Consider the following 14,882-nt stretch of genomic DNA (forward strand, 5'->3'; position numbering starts at 1 on the left):
TGCCCGTCTGCCCGTCTGCGGGTCCTGCGCCCCTGTCCTGCGTGCTGATGTTGCCCGGGGTATCGACGCCCGTTTGTGTCCGATCCGGGGCCCGGTCCTGTTTACTTTTCGGAAATCCAGACGTAGCCTCCCGAGGAAACCACACGTTCGGGCATGAGTCGGAGGCGAACGGACATGTACGCACCGGAGCGGCAGCAGGAGATCCTCCGGCTCGCCCGTGACGGCGGGCGGGTGGACGTGGTGTCGCTGGCCGAGGAGTTCCAGGTCACGGCCGAGACGATCCGCCGGGACCTCAAGGCCCTCGACCGGGCCGGCCTTCTGCGCCGGGTGCACGGCGGGGCGATCCCCGCCGGGCGTCTGGACTTCGAGCCGGACCTCGCCGAGCGGGAGTCCACCGCGGCCGACGAGAAGGACCGGATCGTGAGGGCGGCCGTCGCGGAGCTGCCGAGCGAGGGCACGATGATCCTCGACGCCGGCTCGACCGTGGCCCGGCTGGCCGGGGCCATTCCCCTGGACGCCGCGCTCACCGTCGTCACCCACAGCCTGCCCACCGCGGCCCGTCTCGCGGACCACCCCGGTATCCAGCTCCATCTGGTCGGGGGGCGTGTACGCCACCGTACGCGCGCCGCGGTGGACGCCTGGGCGCTGCGCGCGTACGGCGAGATCCGCGCCGACGTGGTGTTCATCGCCGCCAACGGCTTCTCCGCCGACCATGGACTGACCACGCCCGACCTCGCCGAGGCCGCCGTCAAGCGCGCCGCGATCCACGCCGCACGCCGCGTGGTGCTGCTCGCCGACTCCTCCAAGCACGGCCAGGAGCACTTCGCCCGTTTCGGGGGTCTCGGCGATGTGGACCTGCTGATCACCGACAGCGGTCTGAGCCCCGAGGACGCCACCGCGATCGAGCGCGGCGGCACGGAAGTAGTGCGCGCATGATTCTCACCGTCACCCCGAACCCGTCCCTCGACCGCACCTACGAGGTCCCTTCCCTCGACCGCGGCGAGGTCATCCGGGCCACCGGCGAACGCATGGACCCGGGCGGCAAGGGCGTGAACGTCTCGCGTGCGGTCGCCGCCGCCGGACGGCGCACGGTCGCCGTGCTGCCCCTGGGCGGCGCACCGGGCGCCCTCGTCGCCGAACTGCTGCACGCGCAGGGCATCGAGGTCGCCCCGGTCCCGGTCGCCGGAGCCACCCGTTCCAACATCTCCGTAGCCGAGCCCGACGGTACCCTCACCAAGATCAACGCGCCTGGCCCCGAGCTGTCGACGGCCGAGGCCGAACTCCTCCTGGAGACGGTCCGCGAGCAGTACCGCGCGGCCCGGATCACCTGGATCACCTGCTGCGGCAGCCTGCCGCGCGGCCTTGCGCCGTCCTGGTACGCGGATCTGGTCGCCCGAGCCCACGCCGCCGGTGCCCGGATCGCGCTGGACACCTCCGGGCCCGCGCTGCTGGAGGCCTTGCGCGAACGCCCGGACGTGGTGAAGCCGAACGCCGAGGAGCTCGCGCAGGCCGTCGGACGCCCCCTCGCCACGGTGGGCGACGCGGTCAAGGCGGCCGAGGAACTGCGCGGGATGGGCGCGGGCGCCGTACTCGCGAGCCTCGGCGCGGACGGCCAACTGCTGGTGTCCGACGAGGGCGCCTGGTTCGGCAGCGCACGCGTCGATGTCGTACGCAGCAATGTCGGCGCCGGCGACTCCTCCCTCGCCGGTTTCCTGATCGCGGGCGGCGCCGGCCCTGAGGCCCTGGCCTCCGCCGTGGCCCACGGAGCCGCGGCGGTCCAGCTGCCCGGCAGCGTGATGCCGACCCCGGCCGATCTGGACCCCTCCGCCGTGACGGTCACCTCGGCGGTACCCGTGGACCGTGTCCTGACGGAGCCCGTGTCATGACCGCGCGCGTAGCACATGTCCTCACCGCGTGGCCGATCCGTGTCGTCGACACGTGCGCCGCTCGCCTCGAACCGACGTTGACGTGGCGGAGTCTCCCCGGTCCCGCCACGGCCACGGGAAGGCGGGGTCTCCCCGGCCCCGCCGCCGCTTCCATCCCTGCACCACCCTGCATCCCCGTCCCCACCCGCGCCCACCGAGAGCCCCGGGCGATACGCGTGCGAAGGAGCCCGCGATGAGCGAGATGATCAACGCGGACCTGGTCGATCTCGACCTGTCCGCCGACACCAAGGAGGCGGCGGCACGCGCCCTCGCCGAGCGGATGGTGGCCCAAGGCCGGGTGACCGACCTGGACGGCTTCCTCGCCGACGTCGCGGCGCGGGAGGCCCAGATGCCGACCGGCCTCGACGGCGGCATCGGCATCCCGCACTGCCGCAGCGAGCACGTCACCGAGCCGACGCTGGCCTTCGGGCGCAGCGCGCGGGGCATCGACTTCGGCGCCGCCGACGGTCCGGCCGATCTGATCTTCCTGATCGCCGCCCCGGCGGGCGCGGACGACGCTCACCTCACGATCCTGTCGTCGCTTGCCCGCCAGCTGATGAACGCCGAGTTCACCTCCGCGCTGCGGGCCGTGGACGACGCCGCGGCCGCGGCCGCGCTCATCCGCGGGGACGAGGCCCCGGCCGCCGGCTCCGAAGACTCCGCGGTGGCGTCGACCGAGGCGGCCTCCTCCGGCGCCACCGCGGACGGCGCGGCCGCGGCGAAGGCGGCGTCCGCGGACACGTCCGCCCCGGCCGGCGACACCGGCAGCTCCGCCGAGCGCCCGTTCCGTGTCGTCGCCGTCACCTCCTGCCCGACCGGCATCGCCCACACGTACATGGCCGCTGAGTCGCTGGAGAACGCGGGCCGTGAGGCCGGCATGGAGGTGGTCGTCGAGACCCAGGGCTCGGCCGGCTTCACCCGGCTCGACCCCGCCGTGATCGCTGCTGCGGACGGTGTGATCTTCGCCCACGACGTGCCCGTGCGGGACAAGGACCGCTTCGCCGGGAAGCCGACCGTCGACGTCGGTGTGAAGGCCGGTATCAACCGCCCGGCCGAGCTGATCTCCGAGGTGCGCGACAAGGCAGCGCGCGGTGAGGTCACCGCGGCGGCACCTGGCGGAACGCCCGTCGAGCGCGCCGGTGACTCCGGCGAGGGCTACGGCACCAAGCTGCGCAAGTGGCTGATGTCCGGCGTGAGCTACATGGTTCCGTTCGTCGCCGCGGGCGGTCTGCTCATCGCCCTCGGCTTCGCGATCGGCGGCTGGCAGGTCAACAAGGCGCCGTCGGTCATGGACCACTTCGTGTGGACCCAGACGGACAGCTGGGGCGCCCTGCTGTTCCAGATCGGCGGTGTGGCCTTCGGCTTCCTCGTCCCGGTCCTCGCCGGCTACATCGCCTACGGCATGGCGGACCGGCCCGGTCTCGTCCCTGGCTTTGTCGGCGGCGCGATCGCCCTCACCATCAACGCCGGCTTCCTCGGCGGCCTCGCGGCCGGTCTGATCGCCGGTGGGGTGGTGATGGCGATCCAGAAGATCCACATCCCGGCGACGTTGCGCGGCATCATGCCGGTGGTGGTGATTCCGCTGGTCTCGTCGGCGATCGTCGGGTTCCTGATGTTCGTCGTGATCGGCAAGCCCATCGCCTCCGCCCAGAAGGGCATGACCGACTGGCTCAACGGCCTGTCCGGTGCCAACGCCGTCCTGCTCGGCGCGCTGCTCGGCCTGATGATGTGCTTCGACCTGGGCGGACCGGTCAACAAGGTCGCCTACACCTTCGCCACGGCCGGCATCGCGGTCTCCAACCCGAGCGACTCGGCGATGAAGATCATGGCCGCGGTGATGGCCGCGGGCATGGTCCCGCCGCTGGCGATGGCACTGGCCACGACGGTGCGCGGCAAGCTCTTCACGCAGACCGAGCGTGAGAACGGCAAGGCGGCCTGGGTGCTCGGCGCCTCCTTCATCTCCGAGGGAGCGATCCCGTTCGCGGCGGCCGACCCGCTGCGCGTGATCCCCTCGTCGATGATCGGCGGTGCGGTCACCGGCGCCCTGTCGATGGTCTTCGGCGCCACCCTGCGTGCCCCGCACGGCGGCATCTTCGTGGTCCCGCTGATCGGCAATCCCCTGCTCTACCTGGTGGCCATCGCCGCCGGCGTCGGTGTGACCACGGTCCTGGTGGTGGTCCTGAAGGGCATGCGCAAGCAGAGCCCCGAGGGTGCCGCGAAGGAGGCCGCCGGAGGGGCGATAGCCGCCCGCGGCGACTCCAAGCAGCCGGTCGCCGCCTGACGAGCAACCGTCCCTCACATATCGGCCGCAGCCCCGCGACGGGGCTGCGGCCGAAGTGCGTTGGAGGCTGCGGCAGACCGGGCCACGCGTTTCTGACGGCGCGCAGGGACATGCTGCGGGCCTTGTGACGAGCGTCATGGGCGCGAGGCCGGGCCGGGCCGTGGCTGCTTGGGCAGATCTGACCCCTTCGTACTGCTCGTCGTATCTGCGATATGCATCACGATCCAGGGTCAAAAGCCCGGATCGTGGTGTCTACTTGGGGACATGCCTGCGCACGTGTCGACCTTCCAGCTGTTGGGTGTGCCCCTCCTCGCCCTGGCCACCGCCGTCTGGATCGTCTGTGTGGGTCGCGTCGTGCATCAGCGCCGCCTGGAGGAATCGGTCCGGCGCCACCGCACCGCGCTCCGCGCCCTCCCGCCCCAGCAGACGAGCCCGGCCCTGGAATCCGTGGAACTCACCCCGGCCGAACGCGACGCCTTCGCGGGCCTTATGCGGCAGTTCGACGAGGGCCGCTCCTAGAACGGGTTGCGGCAAGGCCGCCCCTGAAGCGGGTTACGACGAGGGCGTTCCTGGAACTGGAACGGGCGCCGAGGGATCGTGCGGTGTCAGCCCAGCGTCGCCGCGCGTCGTTCCATCGCTTCGCGCGCCGCATCCTCGGAGGCGTACACCTCGCACATGTGTCGGCCGTCCGGCGTCGCCGTGTGCTCGACCTCCCACAGGGACAGCTCCCGGCCGTCCCGCAGCAGGAAGGCGTGCTCGTAGAGCGAGAAGCACAGTCCCGCCTGCCCGGCCCGGTTCGGGCGCCCGAAGGCCTGCGTGATCTCGTGCGCGAACGCCGAGCCCAACAGTAAGGTCGCCAGCTCCGTGTCCGGCCGGTCCGGGTTCTCCGCACGGCGCAGCAGCCGGCGTGCGTGGTCAGCCGAGTCGTCGGGCACATAGGCGTGTCCTGGCTCGGGGACGGGCGACATCTGCACCACGACGGGCAGCTCGAAGTCGGGCGCGTCCGGCGGCAGCGGGAGCCGGGCCGTGGCGGCGCGCAGCTCCTCCTCGTCCGCGTACAGCTCGTGCTCCAGGTGACCGTTCGCGCCCGTGTTGTGGACCAGTTCCCACAGGGTGACCGCCGAGCCGTCCGCGAGCAGCCAGGTGTGCCGGTACGTCTCCCTGTGCAGTCCCGCGCTGTGGTGCGCCGAGTGCAGCGAACTGTCGTACGCCAGCGCGCAGTCGAGCGTTCCTATCGTCTCGTCCGGCAGCTCGAAGGAGTTCAGGGCACGGCCGAGGAGCCGCTCGAGGTGCTCCTCAGGAGACTCGGGCGACTGGGCTGACTCGTACGCTGCCGTCTCGTACGGAACGCTCAAGGTCTCTCCCGGCGTTGCTGCATGTCACCTTGTGGGTGCATACCGTAGCCCCTCGATCGGACATCATGTCCGGGAACCGAGAAAACGTACGGTGGGAAAACGGACGGGCCGCGCGGAAAGTTCCCGCGCGGCCCGAGTGTTCGTCATATGACCGGAGTCAGACGGTACTTCCCGCGGTCCAGGCGCTCCACGGCATGTTCCAGCCGTTGAGGCCGTTGTCCGGAGCGACCGTTGTGTCGGGGGAGTGCTGGACGATCACCACGTCGCCGATCAGCGAGTTGTCGTAGAACCACTTGGCGGAGGTGTCCCCCTGGGCCCCCTGCACGTCCGCGAGTCCGACACAGCCGTGACTGGTGCCCTCGCGACCGAAGGGCGGGTTGGCCTTGTTGTACCAGTAGTTGCCGTGGATGAACGTCCCGCTGCCGGTCAGCCGCATCGCGTGCGGCACGTCCGGGATGTCGTACTCGCCGCCGAGACCCACCGTCTGGCTGTTCATACGGGTCTGCACGAACTTCTCGGAGATCACCATCTGCCCGTTGTACGTGGTGTGCTGCGGGTTGCCCGACGAGATCGGGACCGTCTTCAGCGTCTTGCCGTCCCGCACCACCGTCATGGTCTGCGTGTTGACGTCGACCGTGGAGACCTGTGAGCGCCCGATGGTGAAGGACACGGTCTTCTTCTGCACGCCGTAGACGCCGTTCGCGCCCTCGACCCGGTCCAGGTCGATCTTCATCGTGACCTTGGAGCCGGCCTTCCAGTAGTCCTGGGGGCGGAAGTCCAGCCGCTGCGACCCGAACCAGTGCCCGACGACCTGCTGCCCGCTGCTGGAGGTCACGGTGATGTGGGACTGGACGGCCTTCTTGGTGGTGATCGCCTTGTCGAAGGTGAAGGAAACCGGCATTCCGACGCCGACCGTCGTCCCGTTGTCGGGCGTGTACGTCCCGATGAAGCTGTTCGCCGACGAGACCGTGGTGAAGATGGAGTTGGCGGCCGCCACACGGTTGTCCGCGTCCTTGGCGGTGGCCGAGATCTCGTACTTGGTCCCGCGTTCCAGCTGCTGCGCGGGCTTCCAGGACGTCCCGTCCGCGGACACCTTGCCGGGAACGGCCGTGCCCGTCCCCGCCACGGTCATCTTCACCTCGGTCAGCTTGCCGTCACTGACCCGCACCCCGGTCGCGTTGATGGACGCGTCGGTCGAACCGTCCTTCGCGGAGATGGCGATCTTGGCGGCCGAGGTCTTGGCGGAGTCCTGTCCGTTTTTGTTGTTGTCGGCATTGGCACTGCCACCGCAGGCCGTCAGGGTCAGGGCGCCGACCATCAAAGCGGCACAGGCCCCCAGTGCGCGCCGCGCTCGCCTGTCCGGCGTTGTCACAAGCTTCTCCAGGTCGTTGTCATGTGGGTGGTCCGCTCGAGTACGTGGAGAGAGAGCTGACACTGCGGCAAAGGGTTCCCTTCCACCGCGTTGAACACCATCACGTGACAGAACCGGGACAATCGTCCCGCGCCGGTGTCTAACGGCCGTACAACTCTTCGTACGACGGCCATGTCCCGCCCGGCCCGTCCACCGACTCCGCGGCGCGCACCGCCCGTACGATCGCCCGCGTCACCAGGTCCGCGCCCGCCGCGAGCACTTCGTTGAGCGCGAGGGGGCTCGCGGACGTCGGCGGATGCGTGCCGGTCGCCAGCGCGAACACCGTGTCCCCGTCGTTGAGCAAGTGCGCCGGACGTACGGCACGGGCGATCCCGTCGTGGGCGACGCCCGCGAGCTTCTGCGCCTGCGCCTTGGTGAGCTCGGCATCGGTCGCCACGACCGCGAGGGTCGTGTTCATCAGCGAGCGCGGCATTTCGGCGGCGAGCTCGGCGAGGCGCCGCCCTGCGGCCTCGTGCACGTCCGGCGACGGGTGGTCGAAGTGGCCCTGGAGCAACTCCCCGTACAGAGCCCCCGATTCCGGGTCGATCACCGAGCCCACCGCGTTGCACACCACCAGAGCGCCCACCGTGATCCCCGAGTCCAGCAGGACGCTCGCGGAACCGACTCCGCCCTTGAGCTGCCCGATCGTCGCCCCCGTGCCCGCGCCCACGCAGCCTTCCGCAACAGGCGCCCCCGGCTCGCTGGCGGCTGCCGCCTCCACCGCCGCCCGGCCGACCGCCGCGTCCGGCCGGGCCTTGAAGTCGCCTCCGCGGCCCAGGTCGAAGATGCAGGCGGCCGGTACGACCGGCACGACGTGCGTCGCCTTGGGGCCGACCCGCACCCCGCGACCGCGCTCCTCCAACCAGGCCATCACGCCCGACGCCGAGTCGAGCCCGTACGCGCTGCCTCCCGTCAGGACGACGGCATCGACCTTCTGCACGAGGTTGCGTGGATCGAGCGCGTCGGTCTCCTTCGTGCCGGGACCGCCACCGCGCACGTCCACCGCCGTGACCGCGCCGCCCTCCGGGGCGAGGACGACCGTGGCCCCGGTGAGCCGGCCGTCGCCGATGCGTGTCGCGTGCCCCACGCGTAGACCCATGACATCTGTCAGAGCGTCAACTGTCATGTGCCCATGATCCTTCGTCCCCCGTCACTCAGAGCCTCCCGTGCGCCGATCCCGGCGATGGCCCGTCCTGGCCACCGTGGTTGTCGGTGGCAGGGAGGAGCGGTGCCGGGGCCGGAGCCAGCGGGGAGCCGCGGATCTGGGCGACGCCCCGTGGCGCGCCGCCGTGGACGTACGCTGGTGGTATGAGCACCACCCCCTCCCGCGAGCAGCGGGATTCCCAGCCCGAGCCCAAGGACGCCCTCGTCTTCGACGACCCGCTGAACCAGCAGTCCTCGGACGACACGGACCGGGGGTGGGGCGAGAAGCCCGCGTCGAGCGGCGACAGCGCCGCCGACCTGGCGCGCTTCCTCGACGAGAAGCCGCCCCACCACCTGTGACGGACGCTCCCCCTCGCAGGGCGCGCGCCTGTGAACGGATCCTTTGGGGCGCCGCCGGGCCGTCGGACGGCTAGGACTGGCTCCGGCCGGAGCCGCGCTCGGCGACTATGGCGTCGCGGATCTCCTTGAGCACCTCCAGCTCGGTCAGCTCCACCACCTCGTGGGTGCCTTCCTTCGCCCTGCGGCGGGCCTCCTGGCGGGCCAGGAACTTGGCCATGGGCAGGACCATCAAGAAGTAGACGACCGCTGCCGTGATCACGAAGTTCAGCGTGGCGCCGAGGACCGAGCCCCAGAAAATGCGCACGCCCGTCGCGGTGTCGCCGGTGCCCGTGCACGGCGCTTTGAGGCAGGAGCTGTAGCTGTCCAGGCTCTTGGTGCCGAGCGCGCCCACCACCGGGCTGATGACCCCCTTCACCACCGAGTTGACGATGTTGGTGAAGGCGGCACCGATGACCACCGCGACCGCCAGATCGACGACGTTTCCTCGCATCAGGAAGGCTCTGAAGCCCTGCCAGATGCTCGGCTCCTTCTTCTTGACCACCAGTGGGCCCTTTCTTGATCGCGCATGCTGCGGAACGAACCGGTCCGCAACCTACGTCAGGGCTTCCCGGGCTTGTCCAGCGCATGCCATGAGGAAGGGCACTTCGTGACCCGTCGGTAAGCTTCGCCCGCCCGCTCAGCACAGCGTCACCGCCAGCCGTGAGGTCGCTCCGGCGCCGGCCAGGCGCGCCGCCGTGGTGCGCGGCACGGAGAGCACGACCAGCGCGCCGTTCTCGGTCGGGTCGACGTCCGGGACCCGGGTCACACGGGCCCCGGCCGCGACGACCTTCGCGCCGCCGCCCCCGTCGGCCGCGATCACGTCGACCCGGGCGCCGGGACGCAGCATTCGGACCGTGGCCCCGTCCGCGATCCGTACCGGCGCCGTCACCATCTCGACCGCGCGCCGTTCCCGTCCGGGGTCGGCCGCCGCAGTCGGGCGCCGAGCGGCGTCCGGATGTCCCCGGGCACCCTCGGAGCCGCCCGGCCCGGTCGCCACGAGCGCAGCCGCCGTGACCGCCAGGCCCATGGCCACGGCCCGCCTTCGGTGCCGCACCAGACGCCGCAGCTGATGGCGGCCGCCGCGCACCCGTACGGGAGCGAAATGCGGCACTGAGCACGTGGGAGGGGTGTCCGCGCGGACCGGGGCGTCGGCGTCCGGTGGGTCGGCGAGCACGTCCGGATCCGGCCGGACGGCGCATGCCTGGACTGAGTCCTGCCGGTGGATCGGCCACGCGGAGGTCTCCCCGGGCGGTGGGTACGAGAAGGCGTGCCCAGGTGGTCGGTCCGCGAAGACGGGCTCGTGAGGCCGGTGCACGTAGGCATCCCCTCGCGGTGACGCTGCCCCGGAAGCGTGCCCGTGCGTACGCATCACAGCGTCGGCCGGGGGTGCGAGGCGTGCGGAAGGAGAGGAAGCCCAGGTCGGAGGGGAAGAAGCCGACGTAGGAGAGGACGGGGCGTAGGCCGAGAAACGGGTCATTCTGATCACCACCTGCATCGCGAGATCGGAACGCGATCCACGATGAGGCTTCGCGCCGAAGTCCGCTGACGACCGTGGACTACTGGCCGGTTGTGGACAACTCGCCCACCCGAACGGGAAGTTCCGCGCCGGGACCGAGACCTACGCCCAGATACTTCCCGACGCCGAGGCCCGTGCCCACACCGGCACCGAGGCCCACGCCAACGCCCATCCCAAGGTCGGGACGGTCGCCTACCCCCATCCCGGCGTCGGCGCCGACGCCGACGCCGACGCCGACACCCAGTCCCGTCCCCACGCCGACGCCCGCGCCCCCACCGACCCCCAGCCCGGCCCGCCCGGCGTCCGCTCCGTCGATCAGGGCAGCTCGAACCCCGGATCCATCCCGCCCAGCGCCGTCCGGCACAGGCAGTCCCGCTTCTCGTTCGCCGGCAGACCCTCCACCGTGTCGAACAGCACGCCCCGCAGCCGGTCCACATTCGCCGCGAACACCTTCAGCACCTCGTCGTGCGAGACGCCCTCACCGGTCTCCGCTCCCGCGTCGAGGTCCGTGACCAGGGTCAACGACGTGTAGCAGAGCTCAAGTTCACGGGCGAGCACAGCCTCGGGATGGCCGGTCATGCCCACCACGGACCAGCCCTGCGCCTGGTGCCACAACGATTCGGCACGGGTGGAGAACCGCGGGCCCTCGACCACGACCAGCGTGCCGCCGTCCACCGCTTCCCAGTTGCGCCCGCGCGCCGCCTGGAGCGCCGCGATGCGGCCAGTGGGGCAGTAGGGGTCGGCGAGGGACACGTGCACCACGTTCGGCACGGCGCCGTCCGGCAGCGGCAGCCCGTCGAAGTAGGTCTGGGTCCGGGCCTTGGTGCGGTCCACCAGCTGGTCCGGTACGAGGAGCGTCCCGGGACCGTACTCGGGGCGCAGCCCGCCCACCGCGCAGGGCCCGAGGACCTGCTGCGCGCCGACGGCGCGCAGCGCCCACAGGTTGGCGCGGTAGTTGATGCGGTGGGGCGGCAGATGGTGTCCGCGGCCGTGGCGGGGGAGGAAGGCGACGCGCCGGCCGGCGATTTCCCCCAAGAACAAAGAGTCGCTGGGCGCCCCGTACGGGGTGTCGACCCGGACCTCGGTCACATCGTCGAGGAAGGAATAGAAGCCGGAACCGCCGATGACGCCTATCTCTGCGTTCTCCATGGCGAGCACAGTAGCTGGCCCCGGACAGCACGAAGACCCCGCTGTCCCATGAGACGGCGGGGTCCGGTCGGCAGAGCCTTACGCGGCGGAGGAGGTGCTGCTCGTCGACGACGAGCCGGAGTCCGACGAGGAGGACGAGCTGGACGACGACGAGGAGCTCGACGGCTTGGACGTCGCCGGGCTGCTGCTCGAGGACGAGCCGCGGCTGTCGTTGCGGTAGAAGCCGGAGCCCTTGAAGACGATGCCGACCGCGGAGAACACCTTCTTCAGGCGGCCACCGCAGTTGGGGCACTCCGTCAGTGCGTCGTCGGTGAACTTCTGCACCGCCTCGAGGCCCTCGCCGCACTCGGTGCACTGGTACTGGTAGGTCGGCACTAGTCTTCCTCCTGGCACTCTCACTTAATGAGTGCTAACGACCATCAATAGTGTCGTATTCCTCGGGATCAGTCCACCGTGAGCGGCACGCGGTGACCGACGCCACGTGCCACAGTGCGGCCGGCCGGGTGTGTTGCCAGCCGTGACCGCAGGGTCACGAGGGTCGCGAGTGCCAGCACCGTCCCGGCCATCGGGACCAGGAAACCGGCGCCGCCCCACAGGCGGTCCTCCAATTGTCCGGCAACCGTGACCGCTGCCGCCTGGCCGAGCGCGACGGCGCCGGTCAGCCAGGTGAAGGCCTCGGTGCGGGCGCCGGCCGGGACAAGGCCTTCGACCAGCGTGTAGCCGGTGATCAGGGCCGGTGCGATGCACATGCCCACCAGAAGGCCGAGGCCGGCCAGGACGACCACGGAGTGCGCGGTCCACAGACCCGAGGCGGTCAGTGCGAGAGCCGTGTAGCCGATGACCAGGCGGCGCTGCGGGGCGGCCTTCCAGGCGACGGCGCCGCACACGATTCCGGAGAGCATGTTGCCGGCGGCGAAGATTCCGTACAGGGCGCCGTTCAGGCCGGGCTCGCCGATCGACTGGGTGAACGCGGCGAGCGAGACCTGCATGCCTCCGAAGACGGTGCCGATGCCCAGGAAGGTCACGATCAGCACTCGCACACCGGGGATCCGCAGGGCGGAAGTGTGCTCCACGCGCGCGTGCCGCACGGCGGCGATGGGCGGCTGCGTGCCCTTCTGGGCGGCGAACAGCACACCGCCGACCAGGGTCAGCGCTGCCTCGGTGAGCAGGCCCGCGGCCGGTGCCACGGTGGTGCACAGGGCCGTCGCCAGCAGCGGCCCGACCACGAAGGTCAGCTCGTCGGTGACGGACTCGAAGGCCGCCGCCGTCGTCATCAAGGGCGAGTCCTGGAGCTTCACGCCCCACCGGGCGCGCACCATGGGACCGATCTGCGGTACCGAGGCCCCGGTGGGGACGGCCGCCGCGAACAGGACCCACAAGGGTGCGTGCGCCAGCGCGAGCGCCGTCAGGGAGGCAGCGGCCAGGGTGTGCGCCAGGACGCCGGGGAGCAGTACCGCGCGCTGACCGTGGCGGTCGGCGAGCCGGCCGCTGTAAGGCGCGCACAGTGCCATGGAGACACCGGTGACCGCCGCGACGGCGCCCGCGGCGCCGTACGAGCCGGTCGTGTGCCGCACCAGCAGCACGATGGAGAGGGTGAGCATCGCGAACGGCTGACGCGCCGCGAAGCCCGGGATCAGGAACGTCCAGGCGCCGCGGGTGCGCAGCAGCCGGGTGTAGCCCGGACGGGACGACTTCGAGGTGACCGTGGATGCCACGGCCCGTGCCTTTCTGCCGCCTGGTAGCGCGGCCCCCGTTGGGCGCGTTCGCCGTCGGGGCACGCCGAGAGCTGTCCTCTTGCGCGTACTGCGGTAGATACCGGCGCTCGCAGGGGGAGCGTCCCGGCCGCCATACGGTCGCGCCAGCTCTGCGTCAGGCAGAGTTGGTTCGATCAGGGTGCGCCTTGAGTGTACAGAGGTGAAGGCCGAACACACCTGTGAAAGCGCGCACCATGCCCTTCTTCACCTGGGATTCAGCGCGGTGTGATGTACCGGAAGCATGCGCTTAACGCCTGCGGTCCGGCCCCTCGTCGCCGGTCATGCCCAGCCATCCGGCGAGCTTGCCGCCCTGACCGACGGCCCGCAGGCGCTTCTCCGCCGTATCGCGGACCTGGTCGGTGGCGACCACGAGGAGTTCGTCCCCGCGCCGCAGCACCGTCGTCGGCAGCGGCACGAACGACTTCCCCTCGCGGACGACGAGGGTGACGGCGGAGCCCGCGGGCAGCCGCAATTCGTTCACCTCGACGCCGTGCATCCGTGAACCCTCGGGAATCGCGACGGACAGCAGATGTCCGCGCAGTCGCTCCAGGGGAGCCGACTCGATGCCCAGATCGGAGGCTCCGGGGCCCTCGCCGAGGCGCAGCTGGCGGGCCAGCCAGGGCAGGGTCGGGCCCTGGACGAGGGTGTAGACGACCACGAGGACGAAGACGATGTTGAAGATGCGGTGGCTGGCATCGACGCCGTTCACCATGGGGATGGTCGCCAGGATGATGGGCACCGCACCGCGCAGCCCGGCCCACGACAGCAGCGTCAGCTCCTGCCACGGCATCCGGAACGGCACGAGGCTCGCCACCACGCTCAGCGGCCGCGCCACCATGGTCAGCACCAGGCCGATGACGAGGGCCGGCAGGATGTCGTCGCCCAGCTCGTGCGGGGTCACCAGCAGACCGAGCAGGACGAACATGCCGATCTGGGCGATCCAGCCGAGCCCGTCGGCGAAACCGCGGGTCGCGGGCCAGTGCGGCAGCTTCGCGTTGCCCAGGATCATCGCGGCGAGGTAGACGGCGAGGAAGCCGCTGCCGTGGGCGAGCGCGCCGGCCGCGTAGGCCGCGACCGCGATGGCCATGACGGCGATCGGGTAGAGGCCGGAGGCGGGCAGCGCCACGTGCCGCAGGCCCCAGGAGCCCAGCCAGCCCACCGCGAGGCCGATGGCGGCGCCGACGGCCAGCTCCGCGGCGATCGTCAGCAGGAGCATGTACCAGTGCTGGACGGGTCCGGCCGTGGAGAAGGCGACCACGAGGATGACGACCGGCGCGTCGTTGAATCCGGACTCGGCCTCCAGGACGCCCGTCACACGCGCGGGGAGGGGGACCCTCCGCAGCACCGAGAAGACCGCCGCCGCGTCGGTCGACGACACCACCGCCCCGATGATGAGCGACTGCCGCCACCCCAGACCGGTCAGGTAGTGGGCGCCGGCGGCCGTGACCCCGACGCTCACCGCAACGCCGATGAGGGCCATCGAGGTGGCCGCGGGCAGGGCCGGCCTGATGTCCTTCCATTTCGTGCCGAGACCGCCCTCCGCCAGGATCACGACCAGGGCCGCGTATCCGATGACCTGGGTGAGTTCGGCGTTGTCGAAGCGGATGCCGCCGATTCCGTCCTGGCCCATGGCGATGCCGATGCCCAGGTAGACGAGCAGGCTGGGGAACCCGCTGCGCGAGGAGATCCGGACCGCTGCCACCGCGATGAGCAGAACGAGCGAGCAGGCGAGCAAGAGTTGGTTGAGGTGGTGGACAGTCAGCGGCTGTTCCCTTCTCGCCGATCCGGGCGCCGCGGTGCGAACGCCTCCATCCGAGCACCCGAAGCCCGGTGTGGGTGCGGGCTTCAGTGCAGGTACTTCATTACCTTACCTAACTCTTGACGCTTTCTTGACGACCGAGGGCGGATGATCGAACTTCAGTCCGGGCCTGTTCCCGACTCCGCGTCCA

The 14,882-nt window shown here is 70.9% G+C and carries 14 protein-coding genes; 5 read left to right on the top strand and 9 right to left on the bottom strand.

Annotation, left to right across the window (positions count from 1 at the left end; translation table 11 throughout):
- Positions 1 to 174: 174 nt before the first annotated feature.
- The 4 genes from ACQEXA_RS33085 (at position 175) to ACQEXA_RS33100 (ending at position 4,725) form a co-directional block, all read left to right on the top strand.
- Complete coding sequence (locus ACQEXA_RS33085; RefSeq protein ID WP_433131870.1) at positions 175 to 936, top strand: DeoR/GlpR family DNA-binding transcription regulator; 762 nt, start codon at positions 175 to 177, stop codon at positions 934 to 936.
- Complete coding sequence (gene pfkB, locus ACQEXA_RS33090; RefSeq protein ID WP_433131873.1) at positions 933 to 1,886, top strand: 1-phosphofructokinase; 954 nt, start codon at positions 933 to 935, stop codon at positions 1,884 to 1,886. Before ACQEXA_RS33085 ends, pfkB begins: the two co-directional genes overlap by 4 nt.
- A gap of 232 nt (positions 1,887 to 2,118) precedes the next feature.
- Positions 2,119 to 4,206, top strand: a complete 2,088-nt coding sequence (locus ACQEXA_RS33095) for a PTS fructose transporter subunit IIABC (protein ID WP_432928712.1) — start codon at positions 2,119 to 2,121, stop codon at positions 4,204 to 4,206.
- Between the two features lie 264 nt (positions 4,207 to 4,470).
- Positions 4,471 to 4,725, top strand: coding sequence for a hypothetical protein (locus ACQEXA_RS33100; protein ID WP_359405471.1), 255 nt, complete (start codon positions 4,471 to 4,473; stop codon positions 4,723 to 4,725).
- Between the two features lie 86 nt (positions 4,726 to 4,811).
- Here ACQEXA_RS33100 and ACQEXA_RS33105 read toward each other — a convergent pair whose 3' ends face one another.
- The 3 genes from ACQEXA_RS33105 to ACQEXA_RS33115 all read right to left on the bottom strand — a co-directional run bounded on the left by ACQEXA_RS33105 (position 4,812) and on the right by ACQEXA_RS33115 (position 8,098).
- Positions 4,812 to 5,561, bottom strand: a complete 750-nt coding sequence (locus ACQEXA_RS33105; protein ID WP_432928710.1) for a DUF6227 family protein — start codon at positions 5,559 to 5,561, stop codon at positions 4,812 to 4,814.
- A gap of 157 nt (positions 5,562 to 5,718) precedes the next feature.
- Positions 5,719 to 6,933 (bottom strand): L,D-transpeptidase, encoded by a 1,215-nt coding sequence (locus tag ACQEXA_RS33110; protein WP_433131876.1) that lies wholly within the window; start codon positions 6,931 to 6,933, stop codon positions 5,719 to 5,721.
- 139 nt (positions 6,934 to 7,072) lie between these two features.
- Positions 7,073 to 8,098, bottom strand: a complete 1,026-nt coding sequence (locus tag ACQEXA_RS33115) for a P1 family peptidase (protein ID WP_432928706.1) — start codon at positions 8,096 to 8,098, stop codon at positions 7,073 to 7,075.
- A 182-nt stretch (positions 8,099 to 8,280) separates the two neighbouring features.
- Between ACQEXA_RS33115 and ACQEXA_RS33120 the strand changes: the two genes are divergently transcribed.
- Positions 8,281 to 8,475, top strand: coding sequence for a hypothetical protein (locus ACQEXA_RS33120; RefSeq protein ID WP_432928704.1), 195 nt, complete (start codon positions 8,281 to 8,283; stop codon positions 8,473 to 8,475).
- A gap of 70 nt (positions 8,476 to 8,545) precedes the next feature.
- Here ACQEXA_RS33120 and mscL read toward each other — a convergent pair whose 3' ends face one another.
- From mscL to ACQEXA_RS33150, 6 genes are all read right to left on the bottom strand, one after another.
- Positions 8,546 to 9,016, bottom strand: coding sequence for a large conductance mechanosensitive channel protein MscL (gene mscL, locus ACQEXA_RS33125; protein WP_432928702.1), 471 nt, complete (start codon positions 9,014 to 9,016; stop codon positions 8,546 to 8,548).
- Between the two features lie 135 nt (positions 9,017 to 9,151).
- Complete coding sequence (locus ACQEXA_RS33130; protein ID WP_433131878.1) at positions 9,152 to 9,688, bottom strand: hypothetical protein; 537 nt, start codon at positions 9,686 to 9,688, stop codon at positions 9,152 to 9,154.
- Positions 9,689 to 10,345: 657 nt separating this feature from the next.
- Positions 10,346 to 11,179: an S-methyl-5'-thioadenosine phosphorylase gene (locus ACQEXA_RS33135; protein WP_432928699.1), complete on the bottom strand. Its 834-nt coding sequence runs from the start codon at positions 11,177 to 11,179 to the stop codon at positions 10,346 to 10,348.
- A 78-nt stretch (positions 11,180 to 11,257) separates the two neighbouring features.
- Positions 11,258 to 11,554: an FmdB family zinc ribbon protein gene (locus ACQEXA_RS33140; protein WP_432928697.1), complete on the bottom strand. Its 297-nt coding sequence runs from the start codon at positions 11,552 to 11,554 to the stop codon at positions 11,258 to 11,260.
- Positions 11,555 to 11,622: 68 nt separating this feature from the next.
- Complete coding sequence (locus ACQEXA_RS33145) at positions 11,623 to 12,894, bottom strand: MFS transporter (protein WP_433131880.1); 1,272 nt, start codon at positions 12,892 to 12,894, stop codon at positions 11,623 to 11,625.
- Between the two features lie 286 nt (positions 12,895 to 13,180).
- Entirely contained in the window at positions 13,181 to 14,695 is a 1,515-nt protein-coding gene (locus ACQEXA_RS33150; RefSeq protein ID WP_432939239.1) for a potassium/proton antiporter, read from the bottom strand.
- Positions 14,696 to 14,882 lie beyond the last annotated feature (187 nt).

Source organism: Streptomyces sp. CA-106110, from assembly GCF_050936285.1.
Taxonomy (GTDB): domain Bacteria; phylum Actinomycetota; class Actinomycetes; order Streptomycetales; family Streptomycetaceae; genus Streptomyces.